This is a genomic window from Enterobacter sp. K510 (assembly GCF_055804875.1).
On sequence record NZ_JBNRLQ010000016.1, the window covers coordinates 40,434 to 67,400 of the forward strand.

Sequence of the window (26,967 nt, forward strand, 5' to 3'; positions counted from 1 at the left end):
TGTGTAAAGTATAGGCAACACCCCACAGAACGGTTGCGGCGACGATCACAGTTATTAACATCAGATAAACACAACTTTACATATAAACCGCTGAACTGCTTGATTTTCTAATAGTTCACACTCTGAATTATTGGGATTTCCTGATAACCGCAGCAGAACTTTGTCAACCGGCCCCGCACCACGTAAACTACGCCCCAGAATGTGATCCCTTCAGGAACGAAGACGTGACGATTAAACTCATTGTCGGCCTGGCCAATCCAGGCGCTGAGTATGCTGCCACCCGCCACAATGCGGGTGCTTGGTATGTTGATTTACTGGCCGAACGCTTTCGCGCGCCGCTGCGTGAAGAGCCAAAATTCTTCGGTTTCACCTCGCGCATTAATGTTGCCGGCGCCGATGTGCGCCTGCTGGTGCCCACCACCTTTATGAACCTGAGCGGTAAAGCCGTGGCGGCGATGGCCACCTTCTATCGCATCAATCCGGATGAGATCCTGGTGGCGCATGATGAGCTGGACCTGCCGCCGGGCGTGGCAAAATTCAAACTGGGCGGCGGGCATGGCGGGCATAACGGCCTGAAAGACATTATCAGCAAGCTGGGCAATAACCCCAATTTTCATCGCTTACGGGTGGGAATTGGTCATCCGGGCGATAAAAACAAAGTTGTTGGCTTCGTGCTGGGCAAACCGCCCGTCTCCGAACAGAAGCTGATCGACGATGCGGTAGACGAAGCGGCGCGCTGTACCGAAATCTGGCTTACGGATGGGTTAACCAAAGCGACCAACCGGCTGCATACTTTTAAGGCCCAGTAAGCGCGGTGCATGGCTTTTTTGCCCCGCACGATGATGGTTACGTGTATAATAGGCAGAGTTATTAACTTTTCTACAATCTGTTATCTCTAACGGGTTGAATATCAAGACATTAAGGTGATTTAAACCATGGGATTCAAATGCGGTATCGTCGGCTTGCCGAACGTCGGTAAATCTACCCTGTTCAATGCGCTCACCAAAGCGGGCATCGAAGCGGCGAACTTCCCGTTCTGTACCATTGAGCCGAATACCGGCGTTGTGCCGATGCCTGACCCGCGTCTGGATCAGCTGGCTGAAATCGTCAAGCCGCAGCGCATTCTGCCGACCACCATGGAATTCGTGGACATCGCAGGCCTGGTTAAAGGCGCTTCCAAAGGTGAAGGCCTGGGCAACCAGTTCCTGACCAACATCCGTGAAACCGAAGCTATTGGTCACGTGGTGCGTTGCTTCGAAAACGACAACATTATCCACGTGAATAATAAAGTCGATCCGGCTGAGGATATCGACGTCATCAACACCGAGCTGGCGCTGTCCGATCTCGACACCTGCGAGCGCGCCCTGCACCGCGTGCAGAAAAAAGCCAAAGGCGGCGATAAAGACGCGAAGGCTGAACAGGCGGCGCTGGAAAAATGTCTGCCTCACCTTGCTGAAGCGGGCATGCTGCGTTCCCTGAACCTGACCGACGAAGACAAAGCCGCGATCCGCTACCTGAGCTTCCTGACGCTGAAACCGACCATGTACATCGCCAACGTTAACGAAGACGGTTTTGAAAATAACCCGTACCTCGATAAAGTGCGCGAAATCGCCGCCAAAGAAGGTTCAGTGGTGGTTGCCGTTTGTGCGGCGGTTGAAGCTGATATCGCTGAGCTGGACGATGCCGATCGCGCTGAATTTATGGCGGAAATGGGTCTGGAAGAGCCGGGCCTGAACCGTGTGATCCGTGCCGGTTACGAACTGCTGAACCTGCAAACTTACTTCACCGCTGGCGTGAAAGAAGTACGTGCCTGGACCATCCCGGTTGGCGCCACTGCCCCGCAGGCTGCCGGTAAGATCCATACCGATTTCGAAAAAGGCTTTATCCGCGCCCAGACTATCGCGTTTGAAGACTTCATCGCCTACAAAGGCGAACAGGGCGCGAAAGAAGCCGGTAAGATGCGTGCGGAAGGCAAAGACTACATCGTGAAAGATGGCGACGTGATGAACTTCCTGTTCAACGTCTGACGATCGCGTTATACCTGCTCAAATCCACGCTCCGGCGTGGATTTTTTTTGCCCGCGCTTCAGGGTGCGTTCCGTGCCAGTAAGGTGATAATAAACACGCCACCGATACCCGCCGTGATAATGCCAATCGGCAACTCCTGCGGTGCCAGCATTGTCCGGCTGACAATATCTCCGCCGCACAACAGGATCGCCCCCCAGATGCCGCATAACGGCAGCAAGCGCAGATGCTTTACCCCCGCGAAATGCCGGCACAGGTGCGGCACCATTAATCCCACGAAGCCAATTACGCCGGTTAATGCCACCAGCAGTGAGGTCGCCAGTGCACAGCAGAGAAATATCTCGATGCGCAGGCGGCTGACGTTAATACCCAGCGAGAGCGCGGTCTGTTCTCCGGCCAGTACGCCATCCAGGGCGCGCCAGCGGAACAGGACAAAAATAACGATCACCAGCAGGCTGAGCAGCGCGAAGGGAAGATTACTCCAGGTGGCTAACCCCAGCCCGCCCAGTGACCAGAACAGCACGGAACTGGCTGCCCGCTGATCGCCGGAAAAAATCAAATAGCTGGTGAGCGCGCCAAATAAAAACGAGATGGCCAGCCCGCAAAGCACCAGATGCTCAGCGCCGCGTTGTTTTTTAAAATGGAACAGGAGCAGTACCGCGATTGCCGAACAAAGCCCCCCGGCAAAGGCCGCGACGGGCAGCGTCAGGGCACCCAGCCGATCGCCAAAACGGGTGATCACCAGAACAGCCCCGGCTGATGCGCCGGATGAGAGGCCAAACAGGAAGGGATCCGCCAGGTCATTACGCGTGGTGGTCTGCAATAGCGCCCCGACCATCGCCAGCCCCGCCCCGGTCAGTGCCGCAAGGAGTGTCCTGGGTAAGCGCAAATCCGTGACGATAGTGGTGACCATAGCTGTTACCGGTACCTCCACCACCTTCAGCGCTCCCAGCACCTGCCACAGCGTGAGTGGAACCGCGCCGCGGGTAATACTGAACAGCATTAAGCCGATCAACACCGCCAGCGCGCCCCACATCGCCCAGTGATAGCGGTAGGCCATACGCATTAATTTGCCGCCGTCGGGTACATCGCCCGCGCCAGTTTTTCCACCGCCTCAACGTTAGCCGGTCCCGGCGTCAGTTCGGCATACTGAAGTTTAAGGTAGCGCTGATGCTGAACCGCGGGGGTTTGGTTCATTAGCGGATGATTTTCCAGAAAATGACGCAGCGCGTCCGCGCCGCTGCCCGTCTGGTAATCCAGCAAAATGATAAAGTCCGGCGCCGTCGCCGCGACGCTTTCCCAGGAGGTCGTGCCCCAGCTGGTCTCCAGCGCGTCCAGCGCATTTTTGCCGCCAGCCGCCTCAATGATGGCTTCAGGCATAGCGTATTTGCCGCTGGTAAAGGGCTTATCCTCGCCTGAATCATAAACAAAGACCTTTAAAGGTCGGGTTCCCGCGGCCCGCTCTGGTAAGGCATTTAGTCTTTTTTTCCAGCCGCTGACCAGCGCCTGCGCCTCTTCGCGCTTACCAAAAATCTTACCCAGCGTGAGGACGTCGTTATACAACAGATCCATAGTGGCTTTATTTTTGTGTGCGGTGGTGAATACGCAGCTTTCACTGAGAACAAAGGTCCTGATGCCGTATCTGGCTAAGGTATCCGGCGTCACTTCACCGCCGGGCTTCATGCCATAGTTCCAGCCGGCAAAAAAGAAATCAGGTTCCGCGGCCAGTAAGACCTCAAGCCCGGGATACTTTGGCGCCAGTTCTGGGATCGTCCCCATCGCCTGTTTAAATTGCGGCGTCATCTTGTACCAGCCGCTGATCCCCGTCAGCCCGACAATGCGATCCTGCAGATGCAGCGCAAAGGCCATTTCCGCCATATTCAGATCGTTGATAATCGCTCTTTTCGGCGGGCCGGTGAAAGTCACCGGCGTTCCGCAACTCTCGATAGTCACCGGAAAATCGGCCGCGCTGGCTGCAGAAACAGACAGCACGGCCAGTAGGGTGATAAGCATTTTTTTCATGACTGACTCTCAGAATTCATTTACGCACAATGCGGCACTTCAAAAATACGCAACGCCCTTCCTGTCTCAGGGTGCGGTACGGTAAAGCTGGTTAATCCAAAGACGGGATACAGGTGTTCTGAAATCAGAACCTTATCCGGGGTGTCGCAGATTGTGGAACGCCCCTGTGACAGGAGAAGTACCCGATCGGCAAAGGATCCCGTAAGGGTCAGATCGTGCAAAACCGCCACCACCGCCATCCCCTTACTTTTCACCAGCGACAGTAATTCCTCGCGCCCGGGGGGATCGAGATGATTGGTCGGTTCATCCAGCAGGACCAGATCAGGCGTCTGCGCCAGTACACGTGCCAGCGCCGCCCGCTGCCTTTCGCCGCCAGAAAGGGCAAACAGCGATCGCCTGCGCAGGTGCTGCAATCCGCTTTCTTTAATGGCGCTGGCGATAATCGCGTCATCTTCATGGCGCGGCACACGTCCGGCATGAGGAATACGCCCCAGCGCCACATAGTCTTCCAGGGAAAGCCGTAAATCAGGCGTATCATTTTGCGCCAGTACAGCTACCTGTCTGGCCCGTTGTTGAGGAGATAAAGCGGATAAAGAACGGCCCCGCAGACGAATGTCGCCGTGAAGAGGCGTCAGTTCCTGACTGATGGCCCGTAATAATGACGATTTCCCGCTACCGTTAGGCCCGATAATGGCCAGGCATTCCCCGGTTTTAACCGTAAAACGGATGTCTGAAAGTAACCTTCCGCCCCCCGGTCGCCCGGAAGACCGGATATCGACACTCAGAATGCAATCCTGTGCATCCGCATGGCCTGTTTGCGGGATAGCGCTGTTGTTTTTCACGATGCTGTTTACTGATCAAGAAACACATGCACTATGTTATAACATAACATTAAACAGAAAATCCATCTTCTCTGATGCTGCGATTTATGCCCCCCCCCATGACATAAAGATCAAACGAGGGTTTTCTTTTCAGACTATCCCCTGCCATACCCGCCTTACCCTCTTCCTGATTTATGCCAGGCTTGTACTACCTTCTGTTTTACTGGCACCGCTAACCATCCGGGGAACGCATGACACAGACATCTTCTCTTTCTGACCATGACATTGCACTCATCGATCGCTACTGGCGAGCCGCGAATTATCTCTCCGTCGGGCAAATTTATCTGATGGATAACCCCTTACTGCGCGAGCCGCTTAAACCGGAACATATCAAACCGCGCCTGCTGGGGCACTGGGGCACCACCCCAGGCCTGAATTTCATTTACGCCCATCTCAACCGCGCCATCCGCGAGCGCGACCTGAATATGATCTATATCTGCGGCCCCGGGCATGGCGGGCCGGGCATGGTGGCGAACACCTGGCTTGAAGGCAGCTACAGCGAAATTTATCCGGACGTCAGCCAGGACGCCGCAGGAATGCAGAAGCTGTTTAAACAGTTTTCCTTCCCGGGCGGTATTCCAAGCCACGCCGCGCCGGAAACGCCGGGGTCGATTAACGAAGGGGGCGAGCTGGGCTACTCTCTGTCGCATGCTTTTGGCGCGGTGTTTGACAACCCTTCATTGATCGCTGCCTGCGTCATTGGCGATGGCGAAGCGGAAACCGGCCCGCTGGCGTCCAGCTGGTTCGGCAATAAATTTATCAATGCGGCGCGCGATGGCGCGGTGTTGCCGATCCTGCACCTGAATGGCTATAAAATTGCCAATCCGACGATCCTCGGTCGCGCCAGCGATGAGGATTTAGAGGATCTTTTCCGGGGTTATGGTTATGAGCCGCTGCTGGTAAGCGGTCACGAGCCGGAAAAAATGCATCGCCAGATGGCGGAAACCCTCGATAATGCCCTCAATGCTATCCGCGATTATCAGCAGCAGGCGCGAGCGGGTACGGCGTCTTCCACGCTGCCCCGCTGGCCGATGATAATCCTGCGCAGTCCAAAAGGCTGGACGGGTCCACAGAGCGTGGATGATAAAAAGGTGGAAGATTTCTGGCGCGCGCATCAGGTGCCTGTCTCCGCCTGCCGGGAAAACGACGATCACCGTCACATCCTTGAACAGTGGATGCGCAGCTATCAGCCGGACGATCTCTTTGACGAGAAAGGCCTGCTGAAACAAGAGCTGCGCGCCCTCGCACCGTCCGGTGAGAAGCGCATGGGGGCGTCGCCCTGGGCAAACGGGGGGCTGCTGCGCCGTGAGCTGAACACACCGCCGCTGCGGGAATTTGCGGTTGATGTCGCCTCACCCGGCGAGACGCAAACCGGCACCACCGCCGCGCTGGGGGCTTATCTGGCGGGAATTTTTCAGCAAAACCCGGATAACTTCCGCCTGTTCGGGCCGGATGAAACCGAATCGAACCGGCTGGGCAAAGTTTTCGATGTCACCAGTCGTACCTGGCTGCTGCCGAAAAAAAGCTATGATGAGCAACTGGCGGCGGATGGCCGGGTAATGGAGATCCTGAGCGAGCATCAGTGTCAGGGCTGGCTGGAGGGGTATCTGCTTACCGGCCGCCACGGTCTGTTTAACTGCTATGAAGCCTTTATACATATTGTCGATTCGATGTTTAACCAGCACGCGAAATGGCTGAAAGTCACGCGTAAGCTTCCCTGGCGTAAACCGGTTTCCTCGCTTAACTATCTGCTTTCATCACACGTATGGCGGCAGGATCATAATGGCTACAGCCATCAGGATCCGGGATTTATTGATCATGTGGCGAATAAAAAAGCCGATATTGTGCGCATCTATCTGCCGCCTGATGCCAATACCCTGCTCTGCGTCGCCGATCACTGCCTGAAAACCTGGGATCGCATTAACGTGATTGTCGCCGGGAAACAGCCTTCGCCTCAGTGGTTGACGCTGGAGGAAGCGGAAAAACACTGCGCGGCGGGCATGGGGATCTGGCACTGGGCCGGTACCGTTCAGGAAGGTGAAAAGCCGGATGTGGTGATTGGTTGTGCGGGGGATGTGCCGACAATGGAGGCGCTGGCGGCGGTTGATCTGCTGCGCGGCTATCTGCCGGAGTTGCGCATTCAGGTGGTGAACGTGGTGGATCTGATGGCATTACAGACAAAGGATCAGCATCCGCACGGTCTGGATGACGAGGCTTTTGAGGCGCTGTTCCCGTCGGATACGCCGGTGATTTTTGCGTTCCACGGTTATCCGGGATTGATCCACCGCCTGGCCTATAAGCGCAAGAACCAGCAGCATTTCCACGTGCATGGATTTATTGAAGAAGGCACCACAACCACGCCGTTTGACATGACGGTGCTCAATGAACTGGACCGCTTCCATCTGGCGCAGGATGCCATTCAGCATATCCCTTCGCTGGCAGGAAAAGCGGATGCCATTCTTGATGCGCTGGCGGAAAAAATCGCCGACCATCACCGTTATGTGCGGGAATACGGCGAGGATCTGCCGGAGGTACAGGGATGGAAATGGCCATCACAGCAGGATGGCGCAAATATTCCTGAATAAAAAAACGGCTGCATCAGTTACTGATGCAGCCGTTTGTCCTGCGCCTTAAAACCAGCCCGGCCCCTGTGCCAGCTCTTTACGCTCAGGCGGCCGGGTGTCAATCGGACGGGCGGCGAGATGCTTCGCCCACAGATCCGCGACCCACTTCACCCCTTTTTGCGTAAAGCGCGCCTGTGACCAGGTATGCCGGTTCTCACCGGTACCGCCATGCAGAGTAAAATAGCCTGCCTGGATATGATGCAGCGGCGGCGTCAGCGTGCCGTTGGTGCGCATCATAATGTTGCGCTCCAGCAGGAAATTACGAAAATCCACTTCTTTCGCCTTCAGCATTTTGCACAGCTGACGAAAACCCAGCGACTCATTTACCTGCACAAACTCATCGAAAAAGGCCGCCTTTGGGGCAAACAGCTCAAGCTGCTTTTCCGCACGCTGGCACCGCTCATACTGTTCGGCCCAGGCACGCGCCGCCGCAGCCGGATTGGTGAAATCCGGCAGGCTGATGTCTTTTTCACGCTCCTGCCAGCGATCCAGCATCTCTGCGGTGTAGGCTGGAGAAATGCGTGCCACCGTCAGCAGCGAGTCCCGTTTATTCAACAAGAACTCTTCGCGCATCTCACCGTCGGATTCGTACTGGTTGCCCGTGACAGGCGATGAGAGACGTTGCGCGGTTTCCAGGCTTTTGACCATACGCTTCACTTCAGTGTGGGCAACGCCCATCAACTTCGCCAGCTCACGGCTGCTCATTGTCACGGCCCGATTCTGCGCCTGGAGAGTATCTACAGAAATCATCATAGGGTTCACCACTCACTTCATTGACACAATAACCACCAAACTGAGGAAATAATAAACAATTGCTGTGTATTTATCCAGTATTATTTTTGTTCACCTGAGATTAATGGCCTCAGGAAAATTTCCTGTCGCCTGTGACAATGGTCACCTTTCTGCCAGGATTAAAATATGTGGATTAATCAATCAGGTAACACATCACAGGAGAAAGAATGTCTATTCGCGGTATCGAACACATTGGCATCACGGTTTCTGATTTAGCCCAGGCAGAACAATTTTTTATCGGCGCGCTGGGGGCTTCTGTACTGTACAGAATGATCCCGCCCGGGGATGACAGTAAACGGGTGGAAGGTGAAAATATGAATCCCCTGAATGGTTTTCCGCCTGAAATGAACGTGATTGGCCTGTCGATGCTGCGCCTGGCAAATGGAAGCAATGTAGAGTTGTTCCAGACTGCGCCTGCGGTCAACGATCGCCCTGCACATCCTGGCCTGCCGGGTATTAATCATTTTTCCGTATACGTCGACGATATTCAGAAAGCGGGCGTACAGATGCGCACGCACGGCGCTAAGATGTTCGACGGGCCTTCAGACTGCTTTGGTCAGGAAGAAGGCCAGGGGAATCAGACCTGGTTTGGCATGACGCCGTTTGGCGTGTTAATCGAACTGATTTCCCTGCCTGCCGGGGTGAATTGTGACGACGGCACAACGCAGCAGCGCTGGATCCCGGCACCATAAATAAAAAATCCACGCGGTTGCGTGGATTTTTCTTTGTAAGCGATCAGTTGAGTTTAAATACGGCCACGGTTTCTTCCAGAACTTTTGACTGCTCCTGGAGAGAATGCGCGGCCGCAGAAGCCTCTTCCACCAGCGCGGCGTTTTGTTGCGTCACCGTATCCATCTGCGCCACCGCCTGATTGATCTGCTCAATGCCGCGGCTTTGCTCGCCGGTTGACAGGGCAATTTCAGACATCAGTTCGGAAACCTGCCTCACCGAGGTAATAATACGCTGCATGCTTGCCCCCGCGCTGGTCACGCGTTCGCTGCCCAGCAGTACCTGCTTACCGGATTGCTCAATAAGCTCTTTGATCTCTTTTGCCGCCACGGATGAGCGCTGCGCCAGGTTACGCACTTCACTCGCCACCACCGCAAAACCACGCCCCTGCTCCCCTGCGCGGGCCGCTTCCACCGCCGCGTTAAGCGCCAGGATATTGGTCTGGAAGGCGATGTCTTCAATGATGCCTATGATGGTGTCGATTTTGCCGGAGCTGGATTCGATTTCCTTCATGGATACCACCGCTTCTTCTACAATGGCGTTGCCTTCCTGCGCGGCGCTGCGCATGTTGCTGGCGAGCGCGTTAGCCTGGAGGGTGTTTTCTGAAGTATGTTTCACCGTTGAGGTAAGCTGTTCCATGCTGGCTGCAGTCTGCCCCAGCGACGCGGCCTGCTCCTCCGTACGCGCCGACAGATCGGTATTCCCGGCGGCAATTTCTTCGGCTGCATGGGCCACGCTCTGGCTGGAGTGACGCACCTGGGCAATAATCTCCACCAGCGCAAGACGCATCTGATCCAGCGACGACAACATGTCTCCAATTTCATCCCGTGCATGGGAAATCACCGGGACATGCAGTTCGCCCGCCGCCATTTTCTGACAGTGCAGACGCGCCCTGTCCAGCGGCGACAACACTCGGCGGCGCAGCAGGACGTAAATGGCAGCGATGATCAGCGTAAATACCAGCGCAAAAATACCAATCGTCAGCATGCTGTTCATAAAGCGATTCTGTGCTTCATTATTCAGACGCTGAGCGTATTTTTCGCGGAACGCCAGCAGGTTATCCAGCGTAATTTCAAACTGACGATCGAGCTGCGGAATAGAGGTGCTGACCAGCTGATTAAAGCGGGCGCTATCGTTGCGGCTTGCGGCGTCCATCAGCGGGCGCAGTCCCTCATCAACATAGGTCTGCCAGGCGAGACGGTAAGGCGCGGCGAATTCTTCTTCGCCAGCCACGCGCGGCGCGGCCTGATAGTTATTAAACGCCGCTGTCGCTTTTTGCATTGTCTCATTCGCGCTGGTCAGCGACGCCTGCGCTTTCTGGTTATCGCCCAGGGACGCGTTAATCATCGCCTCCATTAAACGCACCCGCAGCGTGCGGCTGTGGTTAATAGGATCGATAACGGAAAGGACGACACGAATTTCCTTGTTCACATTATCAAGCGACTGATTACTACGGGTGAGTGACCAGAGACTGGAGGCCGCGCTGGCGAGAAAAATACAGAGTAAAAAAGTGAAAACGAGTACTGAAAAACGCCTTACTGACATGATATACCCTTGCATAATAGTGCTATGTAAAAACTAACGCCTCAGAATGAAGAGCGTCATCAGCAGTTATCGGCAAATGGTATGGTTAACTTAGTAAAAATAAGGATATTTACAGACCAGTCCGCCCTGACCGGCCTGCGTCTTTTACCCCGGACTTAGCTGCGATGAGTATTGACTACCTGACCAATACCCTTACCTTCCAGCGTTTCCTGCGGATCGGCAAAGAAATCAATATTAAAGTACGTATCGTCGGTCAGCAGTTCGACGTGATGCCAGTATTCCGGTGGGCTGATGCCAAAATGCCCGGCCTCGATAACCACTTCGATTTCCGGCGTCGCGTCATGTGCGCTGGCGAAGCCATAGTACTTCACCGCGCCCTGCATCACGGATAACCGGCCATAAACGCCTTTTTTGGTGTTATGGTGCGTTAACAGCGCCTGCGGCACCGTCTCTTTAGTCCAGAACGGGGTGGAACGGGTGTGACGAAAATGAACGGGAATTTGTAAAGCCATAACGGGAACCTCCGATTTTAGTCGTGTTACCAGCCACAAACATTAGTCTCTTCATCTGACTCGTAGCCACGAACGATATTAATCAGGTCTTTAACGGCATCAGCAACAACAAGGGGATTCCTGAGTTCGTCAATGCTGTCAAAATCTTTATCCACGGATACGCCATTATTATTATTGGTAACAGTCAGCACAAAATCCTTATCGTTTTCTTTGCTGTCAGATAATCCTGCAACCAATTCTGTTACCGCCTGCACGGCAATATCCGGGACATATAACGCCATCGGTTTGAGATAGATTTTTTCCTGAACCTCTTTACAGCGGCGATTTTCCACTGCTAAAGAATAGCCTTTATTATCAGGTGCCATCATACTTTCCTTAACCTTCAATCAAAATTTGCGGATCAACGTAAAAATCCACGCAGAACAGGGTATCATCGGTTAGCGCTTCGATGTTATGCCATTTCTCGGGCGGAAATACCCCAAACTCACCGGCGTTAATTGTTAACGTCTCAATGGGTTGCGGGCTGGTTTCATCGGCGTAACCGTAATAACGAATAATGCCGCGCATCACGCTCAGACGGGGATAGACGCCCTGTCGCGTTCCGGCATCCAGATGCCGACGCCAGATAGAAGAAGGTGCTGTCTCTTTAGTCCAGAAAGGCGTACTGCGGGTGTGAATATAATTAGCGGGTATAACGATACGTTGCATGTTTCAACCTCGTTCATTTCGTTAAGCGCGGCTTAACGGGAGGGGAAAACCTTATGTTGCATATCATATACCTGTTTTATAATTTGTGGACTACTTTTTAGAAATAATTTTCCGCTCTTAATGTTAAATATTTACAGCGTTTATTAACACGTGCTGTCATTTGTCCTGCCGCTGAGCATAAAAGGATAATTAATATAAAATGCTGCTATATACCCCTTATTAACTATTGCAATAAGGCAAGCCAGTAACTTGAGTAGAAAAATATTACTCCTTAATAATTACGCGCAAAAAACTTGATGAATTCCTAAAAGTAAGGTGAAGGGTCAGGAGGTAACAAATTTCTGGTGGGGGGAAGGTAAACTGCCGGTGGGTGCTTGAGGCTTTCTGGCTTTGAGCATTTGCAAGGTTCAGAAAGACAAAAGCCCCAGGAGATGTTAATCAACCTGAGGCCAACGTATGAACTTCGCAATTCAGATGTTAGTCTCTTCTTCGCACGGAGGCAAGACATGCTGACAAAGTACGCCCTGGTGGCAATCATCGTGCTGTGTTTCACAGCGCTGGGATTCATGCTGATGGTGCGCGATTCACTTTGTGAACTGAGCATCAAAGAGCGTGGTATGGAGTTTAAGGCCGTTCTCGCTTACGAACCGAAGAAGTAGCCTGAACGCGGGGCCTGGTCCCCGCGTATCTGGTTGCCGGGTTAGATCCTCAATGCACCCGTTTCTTTTCTGTTACTGCCCCACCTTTATATATTCCTAAAAGCAAATAACGACCTTCAATCGTGATAGCTTTCACAATATCGCCATATAGGATCGCGGGTGGGTGCTTGAGGCTTTCTGGCTTTGAGCATTTGCAAGGTCCGGAAAGACGAAAGCCCCAGGAGATGTTAATCAACCTGAGGCCAACGTATGAACCTAAGCAATTCAGATGTTAGTCTCTTCTTCGCACAGAGGCAAGACATGCTGACAAAGTACGCCCTGGTGGCGATCATTGTGCTGTGTTTGACAGCGCTGGGATTCACGCTGATGGTGCGCGATTCACTCTGTGAACTGAGCATCAAAGAGCGTGGTATGGAGTTTAAGGCCGTTCTCGCTTACGAACCGAAGAAGTAGCCTGAACGCGGGGGCTCAGTCCCCGCGTGTCTGGTTGCCGGGTTGAATTCTCAATGCACCCGTTTCTTTTCTCTCTTCCAGCCATACCCATATTGACTTATTTTGTTATCAGCGTACTTTTCAGGACATGAAAACTTTTTTGATTATTGTTCCCGATGGCGGCATGTTGTTCGAAGCTGCCGGTATCGCCGATATCCTGATGCAGGCCAACCGCGTGCAGGCAGAGCAGCACGCGCCGCCGCGCTATCAGATCACCATTGCCACCACTCAGCCGCACCAGGTGATCCACGGGCAGTCGGGGTTGAACCTGCTGGCGGATTATCGTCTGCCGCAGCTCGATCCGCGTGAGCCCCGCGACACCATTATGATCACCGGGCGCGGCACAAATGAAGATGAAGGCGTGGCGGTGGTCGACTGGCTGCGTCTTGCCGCCCCGCACGCCAGGCGGGTAGTGTCTGTTTGCGGCGGCGCGATGCTACTGGCGCAGGCTGGCCTGCTGAACGGACGACGTGCCACGACACACTGGAAGCTGCTGGAGGAGATGAAATCCCGCTATCCGCTGGTGGCAGTGGAAAGCGGCCCGCTCTATGTTCAGGACGGCCCGATCTGGACCTCCGGCGGCGTGAGTTCCGGGTTTGATCTGACGCTTGCGCTGGTAGAGGATGATTACGGATTTACCCTCGCCCGTGAAGTGGCTCAGGATCTGGTGATGTATCTGCGTCGCCCCGGCGGACAGATGCAGTTCAGCCGTTTCCAGCTGCAAAACTGCGATCTTCCCGGCCCGATAGGTGAATTACAACGCTGGATCCTCAATAACCTCTCTGCTGATTTATCCGTTGAAAATCTGGCGGATCGGGTGGCAATGAGCCCGCGCAATTTCACCCGTGTCTTTACCCGCGACGCGGGTGTGTCTCCCGCGCGCTTCGTGGCGGAAGCGCGGCTGGCCGCAGCTCGCCACCAGCTGGAGCAGACCCGCGACACCCTGGAGCGGGTCGCCATCAGCACGGGCTTTGGCTCCAGCATCAATCTGCGCCGCATTTTCGAGAAGCAACTCAAGCTGACGCCCGGCGAATACCGGCAGCGATTTCACAGCCGCAATCTGGCGTAATGTGATCCATTTTTGTCATTTACGCCACCCCTGACCCGGCCTACTCTGAATGCAGAAACCGCATAACAGGAGGCAATCATGGTTAAGATCGGTATTAATGGCTTCGGCAGGATCGGACGCAATATGCTGCGTGCCGCGCTGGGTAGCGACGACATTCAGGTCGTGGCGATCAACGACCTCACCGACAGCAAAACTCTCGCGCATTTGCTGAAATACGACACCCTGCTTGGCACCCTTGCCGCGCCGGTGGAAGCCAGCGAAGGCGAGCTGAAAGTAGACGGAAACTCCATCCGCGTCTTCTCCGAGCGCGATCCGGCGAACATTCCGTGGAGCAGCGTGGGTGTTGAGATAGTGATTGAAGCCACTGGTTTCTTCACCGAGCGTGAAAAAGCCGAAGTGCATATCACCCACGGCGGCGCGAAACGCGTGATCATCTCCGCCCCGGCGAAAAACGACGACCTGACCGTGGTGCTGGGCGTTAACCATGAAAATTACGATCCAGAAAAACACTTTGTGGTCAGCAATGGCAGCTGCACTACTAACGGCCTCGCCCCTGCCGCCCAGGTTTTACATCAGCATTTTGGTATCGAGCACGGGCTGATGAATACCACCCACGCTTACACCAACAGCCAGGCGCTGCACGATCAGCCGGAAAAGGATCTGCGCGGCGCACGAGCAGCGGCAGAGTCGATTGTGCCTTACTCCAGCGGCGCGGCGAAAGCCCTTGGGAAAGTGATCCCTGAACTGGACGGTCGCCTGACCGGGTACTCGCTGCGCGTTCCGGTGCCGGTGGTGTCCATTGTCGATTTGACCGTCACCCTGAAACGCGACGTCACCGTTGAAGAAGTGAACGCCGCCTTCCGCGAGGCTGCCGCATCCGGTCCGCTACAGGGGATTCTGGGTTACAGCGACGAACCGCTGGTGTCGAGCGATTACCGTGGCGATCCCCGCTCATCCATTATCGACGGCCTGTCCACGCTGGTGATTGGCGGCAATCTGGTGAAAATCCTCGCCTGGTATGATAACGAATGGGGCTTCTCGAACCGGCTGGTGGATCTGGCGCGGTTGATGGCGAAACGCGGGTTGTGATTGATACGTTAATGCCGGGTGGCGGCTGCGCCTTACCCGGCCTACATGTCTTAACGATGCACATGTAGGCCCGGCAAGCCTGCGCCGCCGGGCATTTCGATTTTAAAACAGGCCCAGCGGCTTACCGCTGTAGCTGACCAGCAGGTTTTTGATCTGCTGATACTGGCTCAGCGCCATTTTGTGCGTTTCACGTCCGACGCCGGAATTTTTATACCCGCCGAAGGCCGCATGCGCCGGATACAGGTGGTAGCAGTTGGTCCACACGCGACCGGCTTTGATCGCCCGTCCCATACGCCACGCACGGTTAATATCCAGCGTCCACAGCCCCGCCCCGAGACCGTACTCTGTATCGTTGGCAATGCGCAGCGCTTCTTCTTCATCCTTAAAGGTCGTAATGCCCAGTACCGGTCCAAAAATCTCCTCCTGGAAGCAGCGCATACTGTTGTGGCCTTTGATCAGCGTCGGCTGGATATAGAAGCCGTTTTGCAGGGTGTCGCCATGATCGATATGCGCCCCGCCGGTGATGATCTCGCCGCCCTCTTCCCTGGCGATCTCAATGTAGGAGAGGATCTTGTCGTACTGCTCGCGGGAAGCCTGCGCGCCGATCATGGTGTCCGTATCAAAGGGATCGCCCTTGCGGATGGTTTCCATGCGGGCGATGACTTTTTCCACGAACTGCGGATAGATCGATTCCTGCACCAGCACGCGCGACGGACAGGTACAGACTTCTCCCTGGTTGAAGAAGCCGAGCACCGCGCCCTCAACGGCTTTGTCGATAAACTCCGCGTCGCCGTTCATGATGTCCTCAAAGAAAATATTCGGCGATTTCCCACCCAGCTCCACGGTGCTGGGAATAATATTTTCCGCCGCACAGGAGAGAATATGCCGCCCGATAGAAGTGGATCCGGTGAAAGCGATTTTCTCGATACGCTTGCTGCGCGCCAGCGGCTCACCCGCTTCAGTACCGAAACCGTGCACCACGTTAAGCACGCCTTTCGGCAGCAGATCGCCAATCAGTTCCATCAGCACGCTGATGCCGAGCGGCGTCTGCTCCGCCGGTTTCAGCACCACGCAGTTGCCCGCCGCCAGCGCCGGGCCGAGTTTCCATGCTGCCATCAGCAGCGGAAAGTTCCACGGAATGATCTGACCGACCACGCCGAGCGGTTCATAAATATGGTACGCGACCGTGGTGCTGTCGATTTCTGCCGCGGTACCCTCCTGGGCGCGGATACAACCGGCAAAATAGCGGAAATGATCCACCGCCAGCGGTAAATCCGCCCCCAGGGTTTCGCGGATCGGTTTGCCATTATCCCAGGTCTCCGTCAGCGCCAGCAGCTCCAGATTTTCCTCAATGCGATCGGCGATCGCCAGCAGCACATTCGCGCGCTCCTGCGCGCTGGTTTTACCCCAGGCGTCGGCGGCGGCATGAGCGGCGTCCAGCGCTTTTTCAATATCCGCCGCGCCCGAACGGGGAAACTGTGCGATCGCTTCACCCGTCACCGGCGTGGTGTTATCGAACCAGCGCCCTTCGACCGGATCGACAAATTCGCCGCCAATATAGTTGCCATAACGTTTTTTAAACGAGACTTTCGCGCCGTTCAGGCCAGGATGAGCGTAGAGCATAAGATGTTCCTCTGTTTTTATAAGTACAGGTGAGGCGTCTCGCCGGTGGCGGACCTTATGGAATAAGCAGTTCTTATGCCAGTTCAGCGGCATGAAGCATCATGTTTATTTTTATATTAACTATTAGTTACTTACGATTTTCCCTCCTCATATTAGTATGCGCCGATCCGGACACCTGTTACGGAAGTGTGTTGCACGTCGCTACACGTGAGACACCTTTATGCTACACATTCTTAACATTCCTTATTCCGGAGTCAGCGATGCCGCAACCCGTACCCTGCCAGGTGGAAGCCTCCTGGCAACGCAGCCTGAATTATGGTCTGCAACGTGACGACGACAGCCAGCCGTGGGTCGCATCCGGACAACTGAAAGAGGCGCGGGCGGAAAACACCTGGATCAGCCGCCTGGCGGATCCGCTGCTGGCGCGGCTGCATCCGGAACTCGCCAGCCATCCGTCGATTATGGTGCTCTCCGACGCCAGCGGGCTGGTGCTGGAAACGCACGGCAACAGCGATTTTCTGCATAAAGCCCAGCGCTATGCCCTGTCCCCCGGCAATTTGTGGGGCGAGCATGCCCGCGGCACTAACGCCATCGGCACGGCGCTGGCGCTGCAACAGCACTGCGAAGTCTCCGGCGGCGAGCACTACCTCAGCCGTAACGCCGGGCTGTTTTGCTCCGCCTCGCCGGTGTTCCGCCCGGACGGACTGATCGCCGGGGTGCTGGATCTCTCGACGCCCGCCCACGCACCGCGCCCCGATGCGGCGGCCATTGTGCGACGCGCCGTTTGTCAGATCGAACACGCCTGGACTACCAGCGCCGCCGGTACGCAGCGCTGGCTGCTGAGTCTGCATGCAGATGCCGCCCTGCCCGGCAGCGACGGGGAGCTGCTGTTTATCGTTGAGGATAATGTCCTGCTCGGCGCGAATCGCCTGGCAATGAAAGAGTTCGCCCTGCTGCCGGGGCATTTTGGCAGCACCGCCATCAGCACACTGCTGCCGCAGATCGCCCTGACAGGCGGGACCACCCGCACCATCGCCTGCAACCAGCGTCACTACACCCTGCGCCAGACGCCGCCCGCCCGCCGTTATCCCGGACGCGGCATCGCTGCGCCACAGGCCGTGGTCGATCCGCAAAAAGCCAAAGCGCTGCGCGTACTGAACGCCGGGATCGCCCTGTGCGTGACCGGGGAAACCGGCTGCGGCAAAGAACATCTGAGCCGCGAGCTGCACGCCAGCAGCCAGTGGCGCACTGGCCCGTTTGTGGCGATCAACTGCGCCGCCCTGCCGGAAAATCTGATCGAATCCGAGCTGTTCGGCTATGCGCCCGGTGCGTTTACCGGCGCGAGTCCGCGCGGTTACAGCGGTAAGCTGTGCGAGGCCAATGGCGGCGTGCTGTTTCTGGATGAGATCGGCGATATGCCACTGACGCTGCAAACGCGGCTGCTGCGGGTATTGCAGGAGAAAAAAGTCACGCCGCTCGGGGCCAGCACCAGCCGTGACGTGAATTTTGCGCTGATCTGCGCCACGCATCAGGATCTGGTTGCCCGCGCGGCGGCCGGGGCGTTCCGCGAAGATCTGCTCTATCGCATTCAGGAATACCAGCTGCGTATGCCGCCACTACGGGAGTGGCCTGACCGCGACGCTTTTATCCTGAAACTCTGGCATGATCTCGGCGCAGCAAAACGCCGGTTGACGCTGAGCGAAGGAGTGGTCAGTGAGCTGGCGTCGCGCCCGTGGCCGGGCAACGTACGCCAGTTGCTAAGCCAGCTGCGGGTGCTGATGGCGCTGGCTGACGATGGCGAGCACATCACGCTTGCGGATCTGCCGGAAAATGCCCCGATGCCAGCCCGCAGCGAAGAGATCGCCATTGCCGAAGCGCAGGGCAACATGAGTCTCGCCGCCCGTAAATTAGGCATCTCGCGCAGTACCCTGTATCGCCGCCGCGAAAAACGTCAGCCGGTTTAACCGGGTCGCATCGCCCGGCGGCGCAGGCTTGCCGGGCCTACAAATGAGCGCTGACCCGCAGGCCGGGTAAGGTGTAGCCGCCACCCGGCATCCCGCACCACGCTACCGCCGAACCTCATACTCCGGCTCGTCCGCCAGCAGTTTTGCCATATACACGCGATCAATCGCCCCGGTATCGTAATGCGCCAGCGTCAGCACCCGCGCTTTGCTCAGCTCCAGCGCCAGCTCAGGCGTGATAGAAAAACTGGCGGCGACTTCGTGCTTTTCCAGCCCCGGACGGCGGCGGCGGCGCTCGACGCGAAAACGGTGCTGATTATATTTCGCCCAGCCAATCAGCACCGCGCCGATCAGTAATGCCACAGCCATATACAGCATCACCGTACCGTAAGTGCTGTAAAAAGGCCGCACACCGCTGTCAGGCGACTCCGCCAGCGCGACCATCAGCCCGGTATAGATCAGATACGAAAAGCCCAGCCAGGCCACCAGCGTCAGCACGGCGTCCATCACCCGCGGGAAGACCCGCTGTTCAGTAAAAATCAGAGGTTCATTCATGATTCAATTCTCCCGATACCGCGATCCGGGCTGACCCAGCGTGCCCTGCTGCGCTTACGCGCCAGCATGACCTTAGGGAAAGCCACCAGGGTGGTAAATAAACTCAACATCCAGTAGACCACCGGGAACCAGATGATCCAGAACAGCGACGCCGCAATGCCCTTTTCGTAACGCCGTTCGATCAGCAAACTGACCATAAACTGCAACAGACACACCACGCCGAGCATCAGCCCGGTAAACGCCGGTGGAAACAGATGTTGAACATGTAAGGAATCCGGCATAGGCAGCACCATGCCGAAGAGGAACAGCAAAATGCTGATCGCATAGGCGAAGGCCCAAATCGTCGATAAGCAAAACTCCAGAAACAGCGGCCACATGCGGCGATATTCCCACGCCCACAGGCGACGCATGTTGACGATAAACACTTCGGCGCCGCCCTGCGCCCAGCGCAACCGCTGCTTCCACAGGCCTTTTAGGGTTTCCGGCATCAGGATCCAGCACAGCGCCCGCGGCTCAAAAAATACTGACCAGTGACGCAGTTGCAGCTTCCAGCTGATGTCGATGTCCTCGGTGATCATGTCCGGACTCCAGTAGCCCACTTCCGCCAGCGCACGGCGGCGAAAGGCGGCGATCACGCCGGAGACGGTAAACACCTGACCGTAGATCCGCTGGGTGCGTTTGATAAGTCCGATGATCGACGTGAATTCCCCCACCTGGACGCGGCCAATCAGCGTGGAGCGGGTACGGATGCGCGGATTGCCCGTCACCGCCCCGACCCGCGGGTAAAGCAGCAACGGCGTCACCAGATAAGCCGCGGCGTCGCGATCCAGCAGCGCATCGCCATCAATACAGACGAGGAAATCGCTGTTTGCCGCCGCCGCGCCCGCCTGTAGCGCCACCGCCTTGCCCTGGTTTTCCGCCAGATGGATCACCCGCAGGCGCGGAAACTCTTCCGCCAGTCCATCCAGCACCGCCCCGGTGTTATCTTTCGAACCGTCATTAATGGCGATCACCTCGATGTTCTGATAGCGCTGCGCCAGCGCCGCCTCGATGGTTTCCCGCGCGTTCAGCCCTTCGTTATAACAGGGGATAAGAATGGAGATCAGCGGGTTGCCCGGCAGTTCCGGCGCGGGCGTCCCTTTCCCCCAGGGCCAGTGCCGCTCGCGGTAGAACCAGAAATACAGCCCGCCGCTGATCCACAGCGCGGACATAAACAGCGGCCAGAAAAACACGAAATTGAGGATCACTTCACCCGTGAAAATGGCAGCCACGCCCAGCGGGAAGCTGAACATCAGGCAAAGGATCAGAAACGCGACGATGCGATCGGTCATTTTTGCGGGTACCAGTAAGAGGAAAAGGTGGGGCGTATTGCCGACATTTCAGGGTGATCGTTAATGAAATCGTCGGGGTAATAGCCGTAATTTTTTGCGCCGCTGAGCTTCAGCTGACGCATCCAGTGAGCCAGCTGCTCACCGCTGATATCGGCATGTTCGCCGGTTTTGCGCCAGTCGCGGGCCTGCAGCTCAAAGACGGTTTTATCCAGCGCGCCGGGGATCTGCGCCACGCGGTTAACGAGGCTGTCGAGCCAGGCGTCGTCCTGTCCGGCGGGCACGTTTTCCATCAGCGGCATCGCCATTGGCGCGGTCCAGTCGTACGCGCCGAGGAAATCGTTCAGGTTTTGCGCAAACCAGGCTTCGCTGGCGGGATCGAGCACCGGCATGGCGTAGATATTGCGCGCGGTTTTCACCTGCGGGCCACGAATGGCGCGTACGGTTTCCGTCAGCTGTTTCGTGAAATCGATCAGCGCCCGGCTCTTGAAGCGCGTCCAGCGTTCCATCGTTTGCGGATTGCTGCGGATCTCCGCAATGCTGGCGGGGAATCCGGCGGCCTGATAGGCGCGCATCGCGTCCGGTGACGCATCCTCGAAATCAGTCAGCATGGCGTCATCGTGGAACAAAATGCCGTGGAAGGAGGCGTGCCGGGCCAGATCCTCGTAGATATCCTTAATGCGCTGGCGCGCCACCGGGCTCCAGGGCGACAGCCGCACATAATGCTGACGATCCACCGCCGCCCGTCCGCTCTCCGGCGACCAGGCCGCAACGCGCGGCACCGAGGCATCCAGATCGAAGGCCAGCACCGGCATCCAGGCATAGACGTTCACCCCGCCACGGGTCTGCAACTGCCAGGCGATAAAGTTGAACAGATCGGCGCGCATCGGCAGCCAGCGGTTAGGGAAATAAAGCTCGCGGATATTGCCATCGCCCTCGGGATCGGCGTACGCCTGTAAAAAGACGTGGGAGATGCGCATGTCGTAAACGCGCTGGATCAGCTTGTCGATGTTCTTGCGCTGCTGCACGGGATCCTTGTCATAGACATAATCCAGATCGATATGCATCACGCGCATTGTCTGCTCCTCGCGCACCTGCGCGACCTGGCTGGCAAAGTTGCGCAGCGACGGGTTATCAGAGATCAGAATGCGCGGCACATCGTCGAGACTGGCGGCATTGGCAAGGCCAGGATTCAGAGTAAAAGCCATCTGATAACCATGCTGGCGCGCCAGTTTCAGCGTCGTGCCGTTGGCCGCGCCGTAAGGCCAGACCCAGGCGCGCGGCGGCTTACCGGTCACCTCGGCGATCTTTTTGGTGACGCGTTCCAGATCGGCATTGATGCGCGCTTCATACTGCGCATCGGTTTCGTACTGACCGGTATTTTTGTCATATAACCGGTTCGCCACCGCCGGTTCTTTACTGCCCTGTGGATTCGCCTGTACGCCGTAGTGCGATGCCCAGGTATGCGCGCCGATTTCCACTAACGGCGATTTGCTGACTTCGCGCACCATCTCCCAGGTGGCGAACTTATCGCGCGCGGTTTTCAGGCCGCCAAAATCCACCGGCTGATTGGCTGGCGCGTCCACCCAGCTGCCGACGGGCGCCCATAACGCCGGAAATTTATAGCGCTCCAGCAGCGGCCAGACACGGGTATAAAAACTGCTGTAACCGTCATCGAAGGTTAACAGCACCGCTTTTTCCGGCAGGACAATCTTCCCGGCGTGAGCATCCGCTATCTGCTGTACGCTGATCGGGTGATAGCCGTTGTCACGCAGCCAGGCCAGCTGATCGTTCAGCGCGCTGGTGCGCACCGACAGATAGCGCTGATCCGCGGCGTCATCTTCCACATCGTGATACCCCAGAACGAGGAAACTGTTTTTCGGCCAGGCGTGATCCGCATTAAGCGGTACCCGGTCGGCGGGGGGAATATAGCGGGGCGTCTCGGCGCTCCCGCACGCGGTGATCATCAGCAATCCCGCGAAAATGATCCCGGCGTGCAGCCATCGTCTAAACATGAAACGTCCTCAAAACCTGACATTCAAATCAAAAGCGAGGGCAATGTTGCGCTCCCGCTTACCATCGTAGGGACGCTTATCCCAGGTGAGCATCACCCCGGTATCCACCACGTTATTCCATTGCACCCGTTGCCCGTAACTGAACTGCGTTATCGCGCCGCTGGACTGGCCTTTCTGCCAGTAGCGCCCCGCCCCGGCCTGAAACTGCTGTTTCCATACCGTGTCGTAATGGCGATAAATCACATGCTCCGCGCTCAGACCCGGCGCCAGCGAGAAATCCCGCTGCGGGTTGTAATAGGGCACGTCTTCTTTAGTGTTGTGACTGCCGCTCAGCCCCGGCGTGAAATCCAGCGTGAAGCGTGGCGTGGTCCACAGCCGCTCTTTTCCGCTCAGGCTGTATTCCAGGCGATCGTTGCCATCGGAGAAATGCGCGGCGGACACCGAAACTGAATATTCGCGGCGTTCGTTCTTGTACCAGCGCAGCCACAGATCGCCGCCGTCGGCGCTGACGCCGTTGCGCAGGGCGCGCAGCGGGGTATTGCGCGACAGCCGTTCGGCGGAGCCGCCGATGCGCCAGTTGTCGTTAAAGTCGTGCCAGCCGGAAAAGCGTGCGCCGATCTTTTGCCCGTCGCCGTAGTTGCGCCCGGAGATCTCCAGTTCCGCCCAGTTATTGCGTGAGGTCCACTCGGCCCCGGCGGCAATATCCCGGCTGATGCCCTTACCTTCTTCGAACTCGCCGGTGGCAAAGTTGAAGCCGGTGAACAAGCGCCAGTTATCGTTGATCGGCGGGCTGTAGAGCGCGGAGTTAAGCGTGAAATCGTGCTGGCCGCTGATCGGGCTGTCGGAATCGATACCCTGACCGCCGCTGATACGCAGCTCGGCTTTCTCGTGCACATCGATGATGCGCTTGAGCCGCAGACTGGCGGCATCGTCCGGGCTGCGGGCGATAACATCCGCCGTCAGTTCTTTCGCCTGCCGCCACTCCTGTAGTTCCAGCGCAGTGGCGGCCTGCTGACGCTCAAGCGCCAGGTTGCTCGGCTCGATCACTTCCGCCAGTTTCAGTTCCCGTTCCGACTCGCGGGGCAGGCCGCGCGCCAGCAGCACCGCGGCGTAGGTAATGCGCAGCGCCTGGTTGCCGGACCCGGTACGCGCCAGCCTTTCCGCGTGGCTTTCGGCGGCGGGCAGATCGTTGGTGGCGATCTCATATTCGGTCAGCAGCGTCTGCCCTAGCAGCCAGTTATCGTTCGGCTGCGGCGTCGGCGAGCCGTAGATCCGTTTCAGATAAGGGCTGTCTTTGATCAGCGTATCGACCTGCGCTTTGGCTTCTTCAAAATGGTTATTATCAAGACGAGCGTAAAACAGCTCCTGCTCATCGTCGCTGGTCAGCGGCGTCACCGGCAGCGGGCCGCGCGGGAAATAGAGCTGTTCCAGCATGGCTTCCGCTTTATCGGGCTGTTCTTCCGTCAGCCAGGCCGAGGCGATCCAACGCTTCGCATAGTCGGGAACCGGCTTGTCATTGGCGGTGAGCGACTCATATTCACGAATGGCTTCGGCGGTGCGTTTGCGGATCACCAGCGCGCCCAGACGGTCAATACGGGCGCGGCGCAGATCGGCTGCCGCCTGCGGATTATCCTGCCACGCGGCGATCAGCCGGTCGTAGCGGGCCAGCGCTTTATCCGCCACCAGAAAGCGCTCCTCTTCGTTACGCGTCGGCGTGAACGCGGTGCGCACCGTCTGCGCGGCGGCATCCAGCGCCAGCCTGCGCGCCAGCGCGTCAGGGGTTTTGCTGGTTTCGGACAGTTCGAGCGCCGGTCCGGCAATACGGTTCGCCGACATCGCCGCCAGCAGCGTCGGCTGCACGCTTTTATTCTGCGGATCCAGCGCCTGGGCGCGGCTGGCGGCCAGCAGCGCGTCCCAGTTTTTGCCCTGCGCGTGATAAACGTAAGCCAGCACCGCATCGCTCTCCGGCCCCGGCGTGCTTTTTGCCCAGGCGGTGGCCTGGGTGATGGCCTCCTGGTTACGACGGGCGTCCGCCAGCGTCATGATCCAGCCCGCGCGCGCATCTTTGTCGTCCGGCATTTCCCGCAGCACGTTGTCCCATACCGCCAGCGACTCATCCCATTTCTTCTGGTTGCGCAGCGCCCGCGCCACTGCCAGCTGGCCGCGCGCCGGGATCGCCATGCTGCCCTGATAACGCGACCAGATGGCCAGGGTTTGCGCGTCGTTATCCGACCAGGCCGAGACCTGTAGCCAGTCGGCGACCTGACCCGGCGTCAGACGCGTTTGGGTTTCCTGCTGTTTGAGATAATCGAGTAAGGGCGCACTGTCTCCGCTGCGAGCCTGAATAATCAGTTGATCGTAGACCGGGGTTTCAGCCCAGGCGAAAACCGGAAACAGAATACTTGCTGTAAATAAACAGGTTCCGGGACTAAAGCGCTTTACGCAATTTTCACGTCGTCGAATACTGAACATAACTGTCCTTATATCCTTATACCAGAGATGAGCTTTTCATTAATTTATTGCGGCAATATGACCGGCTTTAATTCAATACGCCAGACTTAAAATTCTTCTCAAAAATAAATAAATATCATACTTTAGTCGTATGTAAATTTATTCCAGCATCATCTAAAGCGGGTAAAATAATTATCATGACGCTAATCCAACGTTAGCCTTTATATATAATTACTGCACTACTACATGCGTATTTTTTACATAAAAAAGCCACGCATTAGCGTGGCTTTTGTGGGAAGGGTGCGGGTTATCTGCCGCTGTGGTGATCCACCCGGAGATGGTCGACAATCAGCGCGCGGGTGCTGGTTTGCTCATCATCATAAGGCGTGCGGGTTTCTTCAATCAGACGCCCGGCGTTATATTTTTTCACCGTCTCGACATTATGCTTTTCAGCAGCCTGAGTGACGGATTTCACTTCCCCTTTTTCATTGAATGCCAGCGCCGTTTCAGTGCTGCTTCTGTCGTCAATCTGATGATAGCTATAGTTTTGCGACGAGGCTTCAAGGGTTAACGCCAGCGGAACGGTTTTATCAATCGCCTGATGATAACTGGCCTGCAAATGCGCAGTGGTTTTCTGCGTCAGCCTGCCGGCATTTTCGCGTTCTGTGCGCTGAGAAGAGGAATAAGCAAAGCTATCGCGCTCATCTTTACGGAATGGATTTGGTGATTTATCGGCCTGTTTAAAATTCGCAGAATAATCTGCCAGACCGCTTAAATTTTCCTGCACGACATTATCGTTAGTACGCGTAATAATATTAAGGCGATTATCCACTTCATTTGAGCCGTACTGACTGTTCAGCGCCATAAAGCTATTTTTGAACATATCAATAAGGTTTTTATCACCCTGTCCGCGTGCACGGGCGCTGTCGAGCTGACTGGCCCAGCTGGCGAGCGCCTGCTGTTCCTGCCCGTAGCTGCCCACCGTTTCCGGGTGAGACAGATCGGTGCTCAGATCGAACGCCACCTTGTCGGTTTGATAACTCATCGCGCGGGCGCTGCTGTCGGCATGGAATTTCAGCGACTGCAGCGAATCGGCATCTTTGCGCACATCCGTTTGCAGATCGACGGCTTTAAGCTGCGTGCTGTCAAAATTCATCAGCCCCTGCAGGTTAAGCGACGGCGTGTCAGCAGACAGGCCATCGAGCGTGCTCTGGAAAGCATCCGCTAAACCGGCGATGGCGGCGGTTTCATCTTCAGTTAATTCACCCCCGGCGGTTTTCAGCTCCACGACCAGGCCGTTCTGGTTGCGCGTCATGCCGAGGCTGACGTTGATACCGGAGGCGGTGGTGATATTCAGCGCCACCGCACGATCCGGCTGACGCTCCTGCGCGCCCTGCGTGTCAACCGTCGCCGACAGGGTGATGCCCTGCGGATGATCTTTTAGCCCTTCGAGCAGCGCTTTTCCGAGGCCCTGGAAGGCATCCGCCTGCGCGCCGCGCACGTTGGTGCCGATCAAAATGCTCAGCTGGCTGTGATCAAGCCCTGCGGTATTAACGGTTTTCGCCGGATTCAGGCTGTATACCGCCGGCAGCGTGGTGGTGTTATTCAGCGAGACAATGGCGGATGCCTGAATCGCCGCGGCGGTTTTGTTCTGGCTGGCCTGGAGAGGCTGCACGCGCGGCGCCAGCAGGCTGTTGATGGTGGTGGACAATGGTGACCGGACTTGCATGATATTCCCTCATTTCATGACGTTATTCGGTTATCGGCGGGGAATGGTGAAACATTAAGCTTATATATCGAGCACTTGATGCAGATAACATTTGGCAGGGTGCAGGGACAGGTCCAGTGGTAGGTTCAGTGGTAGTGTTCCGTTCACTTTGCGTTTCGT

At 56.5% G+C, this 26,967-nt stretch carries 23 protein-coding genes; 9 read left to right on the forward strand and 14 right to left on the reverse strand.

Features of this window, described 5'->3' with window-relative positions:
• Positions 1-224 precede the first annotated feature (224 nt).
• Entirely contained in the window at positions 225-809 is a 585-nt protein-coding gene (pth, locus tag ACQUTD_RS20930; RefSeq protein ID WP_072568681.1) for an aminoacyl-tRNA hydrolase, read from the forward strand.
• Between the two features lie 126 nt (positions 810-935).
• Positions 936-2,027 carry a redox-regulated ATPase YchF gene (ychF, locus tag ACQUTD_RS20935; protein ID WP_072568682.1) on the forward strand — a complete coding sequence of 364 codons (1,092 nt, stop codon included), beginning with the start codon at positions 936-938 and terminating at the stop codon, positions 2,025-2,027.
• A 58-nt stretch (positions 2,028-2,085) separates the two neighbouring features.
• Here ychF and ACQUTD_RS20940 read toward each other — a convergent pair whose 3' ends face one another.
• From ACQUTD_RS20940 to ACQUTD_RS20950, 3 genes are read right to left on the reverse strand one after another with little or no spacing between them, the layout of a single operon-like run.
• Positions 2,086-3,090, reverse strand: a complete 1,005-nt coding sequence (locus ACQUTD_RS20940) for an iron chelate uptake ABC transporter family permease subunit (protein WP_473276076.1) — start codon at positions 3,088-3,090, stop codon at positions 2,086-2,088.
• Complete coding sequence (locus tag ACQUTD_RS20945) at positions 3,090-4,046, reverse strand: ABC transporter substrate-binding protein (protein WP_473276078.1); 957 nt, start codon at positions 4,044-4,046, stop codon at positions 3,090-3,092. The genes ACQUTD_RS20940 and ACQUTD_RS20945 overlap by 1 nt, the downstream gene beginning before the upstream one ends.
• Positions 4,047-4,066: 20 nt before the next feature.
• Positions 4,067-4,888, reverse strand: a complete 822-nt coding sequence (locus ACQUTD_RS20950; protein WP_473276082.1) for an ATP-binding cassette domain-containing protein — start codon at positions 4,886-4,888, stop codon at positions 4,067-4,069.
• 230 nt (positions 4,889-5,118) lie between these two features.
• Here ACQUTD_RS20950 and ACQUTD_RS20955 point away from each other — a divergent pair, with 230 nt between their 5' ends.
• Positions 5,119-7,512, forward strand: a complete 2,394-nt coding sequence (locus tag ACQUTD_RS20955) for a phosphoketolase (protein WP_473276085.1) — start codon at positions 5,119-5,121, stop codon at positions 7,510-7,512.
• Between the two features lie 45 nt (positions 7,513-7,557).
• On the opposite strand, the gene ACQUTD_RS20960 is transcribed toward ACQUTD_RS20955, so the two are convergent.
• Entirely contained in the window at positions 7,558-8,304 is a 747-nt protein-coding gene (locus tag ACQUTD_RS20960; protein ID WP_072568687.1) for a phage antirepressor KilAC domain-containing protein, read from the reverse strand.
• Between the two features lie 206 nt (positions 8,305-8,510).
• Between ACQUTD_RS20960 and ACQUTD_RS20965 the strand changes: the two genes are divergently transcribed.
• The gene (locus ACQUTD_RS20965) at positions 8,511-9,035 is read left to right on the forward strand and encodes a VOC family protein (RefSeq protein ID WP_473276088.1); all 525 of its coding nucleotides are present in this window, start codon (positions 8,511-8,513) and stop codon (positions 9,033-9,035) included.
• A 43-nt stretch (positions 9,036-9,078) separates the two neighbouring features.
• Here ACQUTD_RS20965 and ACQUTD_RS20970 read toward each other — a convergent pair whose 3' ends face one another.
• The 4 genes from ACQUTD_RS20970 to ACQUTD_RS20985 all read right to left on the reverse strand — a co-directional run bounded on the left by ACQUTD_RS20970 (position 9,079) and on the right by ACQUTD_RS20985 (position 11,837).
• A complete protein-coding gene (locus tag ACQUTD_RS20970) occupies positions 9,079-10,617 on the reverse strand; it encodes a methyl-accepting chemotaxis protein (protein ID WP_318363698.1) in 1,539 nt (512 codons plus the stop codon).
• A gap of 155 nt (positions 10,618-10,772) precedes the next feature.
• Entirely contained in the window at positions 10,773-11,129 is a 357-nt protein-coding gene (locus tag ACQUTD_RS20975; protein ID WP_473276092.1) for a TehB-like domain-containing protein, read from the reverse strand.
• Positions 11,130-11,155: 26 nt separating this feature from the next.
• Complete coding sequence (locus tag ACQUTD_RS20980) at positions 11,156-11,494, reverse strand: DUF1869 domain-containing protein (protein ID WP_473276142.1); 339 nt, start codon at positions 11,492-11,494, stop codon at positions 11,156-11,158.
• A 10-nt stretch (positions 11,495-11,504) separates the two neighbouring features.
• Positions 11,505-11,837: a TehB family protein gene (locus ACQUTD_RS20985; protein ID WP_318363699.1), complete on the reverse strand. Its 333-nt coding sequence runs from the start codon at positions 11,835-11,837 to the stop codon at positions 11,505-11,507.
• Between the two features lie 506 nt (positions 11,838-12,343).
• Here ACQUTD_RS20985 and ACQUTD_RS20990 point away from each other — a divergent pair.
• The 4 genes from ACQUTD_RS20990 (at position 12,344) to gap (ending at position 15,146) form a co-directional block, all read left to right on the forward strand.
• Complete coding sequence (locus tag ACQUTD_RS20990) at positions 12,344-12,496, forward strand: Hok/Gef family protein (protein WP_473276094.1); 153 nt, start codon at positions 12,344-12,346, stop codon at positions 12,494-12,496.
• 300 nt (positions 12,497-12,796) lie between these two features.
• Positions 12,797-12,949: a Hok/Gef family protein gene (locus tag ACQUTD_RS20995; RefSeq protein WP_072569463.1), complete on the forward strand. Its 153-nt coding sequence runs from the start codon at positions 12,797-12,799 to the stop codon at positions 12,947-12,949.
• Positions 12,950-13,076: 127 nt separating this feature from the next.
• Positions 13,077-14,057 (forward strand): GlxA family transcriptional regulator, encoded by a 981-nt coding sequence (locus ACQUTD_RS21000; protein ID WP_318375885.1) that lies wholly within the window; start codon positions 13,077-13,079, stop codon positions 14,055-14,057.
• A gap of 78 nt (positions 14,058-14,135) precedes the next feature.
• Positions 14,136-15,146 carry a type I glyceraldehyde-3-phosphate dehydrogenase gene (gap, locus tag ACQUTD_RS21005; RefSeq protein WP_072568694.1) on the forward strand — a complete coding sequence of 337 codons (1,011 nt, stop codon included), beginning with the start codon at positions 14,136-14,138 and terminating at the stop codon, positions 15,144-15,146.
• 102 nt (positions 15,147-15,248) lie between these two features.
• Here the strand turns inward: gap and exaC are convergent, their stop codons facing one another.
• Positions 15,249-16,769 (reverse strand): acetaldehyde dehydrogenase ExaC, encoded by a 1,521-nt coding sequence (gene exaC / locus ACQUTD_RS21010; RefSeq protein ID WP_072568695.1) that lies wholly within the window; start codon positions 16,767-16,769, stop codon positions 15,249-15,251.
• A 260-nt stretch (positions 16,770-17,029) separates the two neighbouring features.
• Here exaC and ACQUTD_RS21015 point away from each other — a divergent pair, with 260 nt between their 5' ends.
• Positions 17,030-18,733, forward strand: coding sequence for a sigma 54-interacting transcriptional regulator (locus ACQUTD_RS21015; protein WP_473276101.1), 1,704 nt, complete (start codon positions 17,030-17,032; stop codon positions 18,731-18,733).
• Between the two features lie 102 nt (positions 18,734-18,835).
• Here the strand turns inward: ACQUTD_RS21015 and pgaD are convergent, their stop codons facing one another.
• The 5 genes from pgaD to ACQUTD_RS21040 form a co-directional block, all read right to left on the reverse strand.
• The gene (pgaD, locus tag ACQUTD_RS21020; RefSeq protein WP_072568697.1) at positions 18,836-19,285 is read right to left on the reverse strand and encodes a poly-beta-1,6-N-acetyl-D-glucosamine biosynthesis protein PgaD; all 450 of its coding nucleotides are present in this window, start codon (positions 19,283-19,285) and stop codon (positions 18,836-18,838) included.
• The gene (gene pgaC / locus ACQUTD_RS21025; protein WP_072568698.1) at positions 19,282-20,616 is read right to left on the reverse strand and encodes a poly-beta-1,6-N-acetyl-D-glucosamine synthase; all 1,335 of its coding nucleotides are present in this window, start codon (positions 20,614-20,616) and stop codon (positions 19,282-19,284) included. Before pgaC ends, pgaD begins: the two co-directional genes overlap by 4 nt.
• Complete coding sequence (gene pgaB, locus ACQUTD_RS21030; protein ID WP_473276105.1) at positions 20,613-22,628, reverse strand: poly-beta-1,6-N-acetyl-D-glucosamine N-deacetylase PgaB; 2,016 nt, start codon at positions 22,626-22,628, stop codon at positions 20,613-20,615. The genes pgaC and pgaB overlap by 4 nt, the downstream gene beginning before the upstream one ends.
• A 9-nt stretch (positions 22,629-22,637) precedes the next feature.
• A complete protein-coding gene (pgaA, locus tag ACQUTD_RS21035; RefSeq protein ID WP_473276107.1) occupies positions 22,638-25,100 on the reverse strand; it encodes a poly-beta-1,6 N-acetyl-D-glucosamine export porin PgaA in 2,463 nt (820 codons plus the stop codon).
• A gap of 286 nt (positions 25,101-25,386) precedes the next feature.
• Positions 25,387-26,808: a hypothetical protein gene (locus ACQUTD_RS21040; protein ID WP_473276109.1), complete on the reverse strand. Its 1,422-nt coding sequence runs from the start codon at positions 26,806-26,808 to the stop codon at positions 25,387-25,389.
• Between the last annotated feature and the right edge of the window lie 159 nt (positions 26,809-26,967).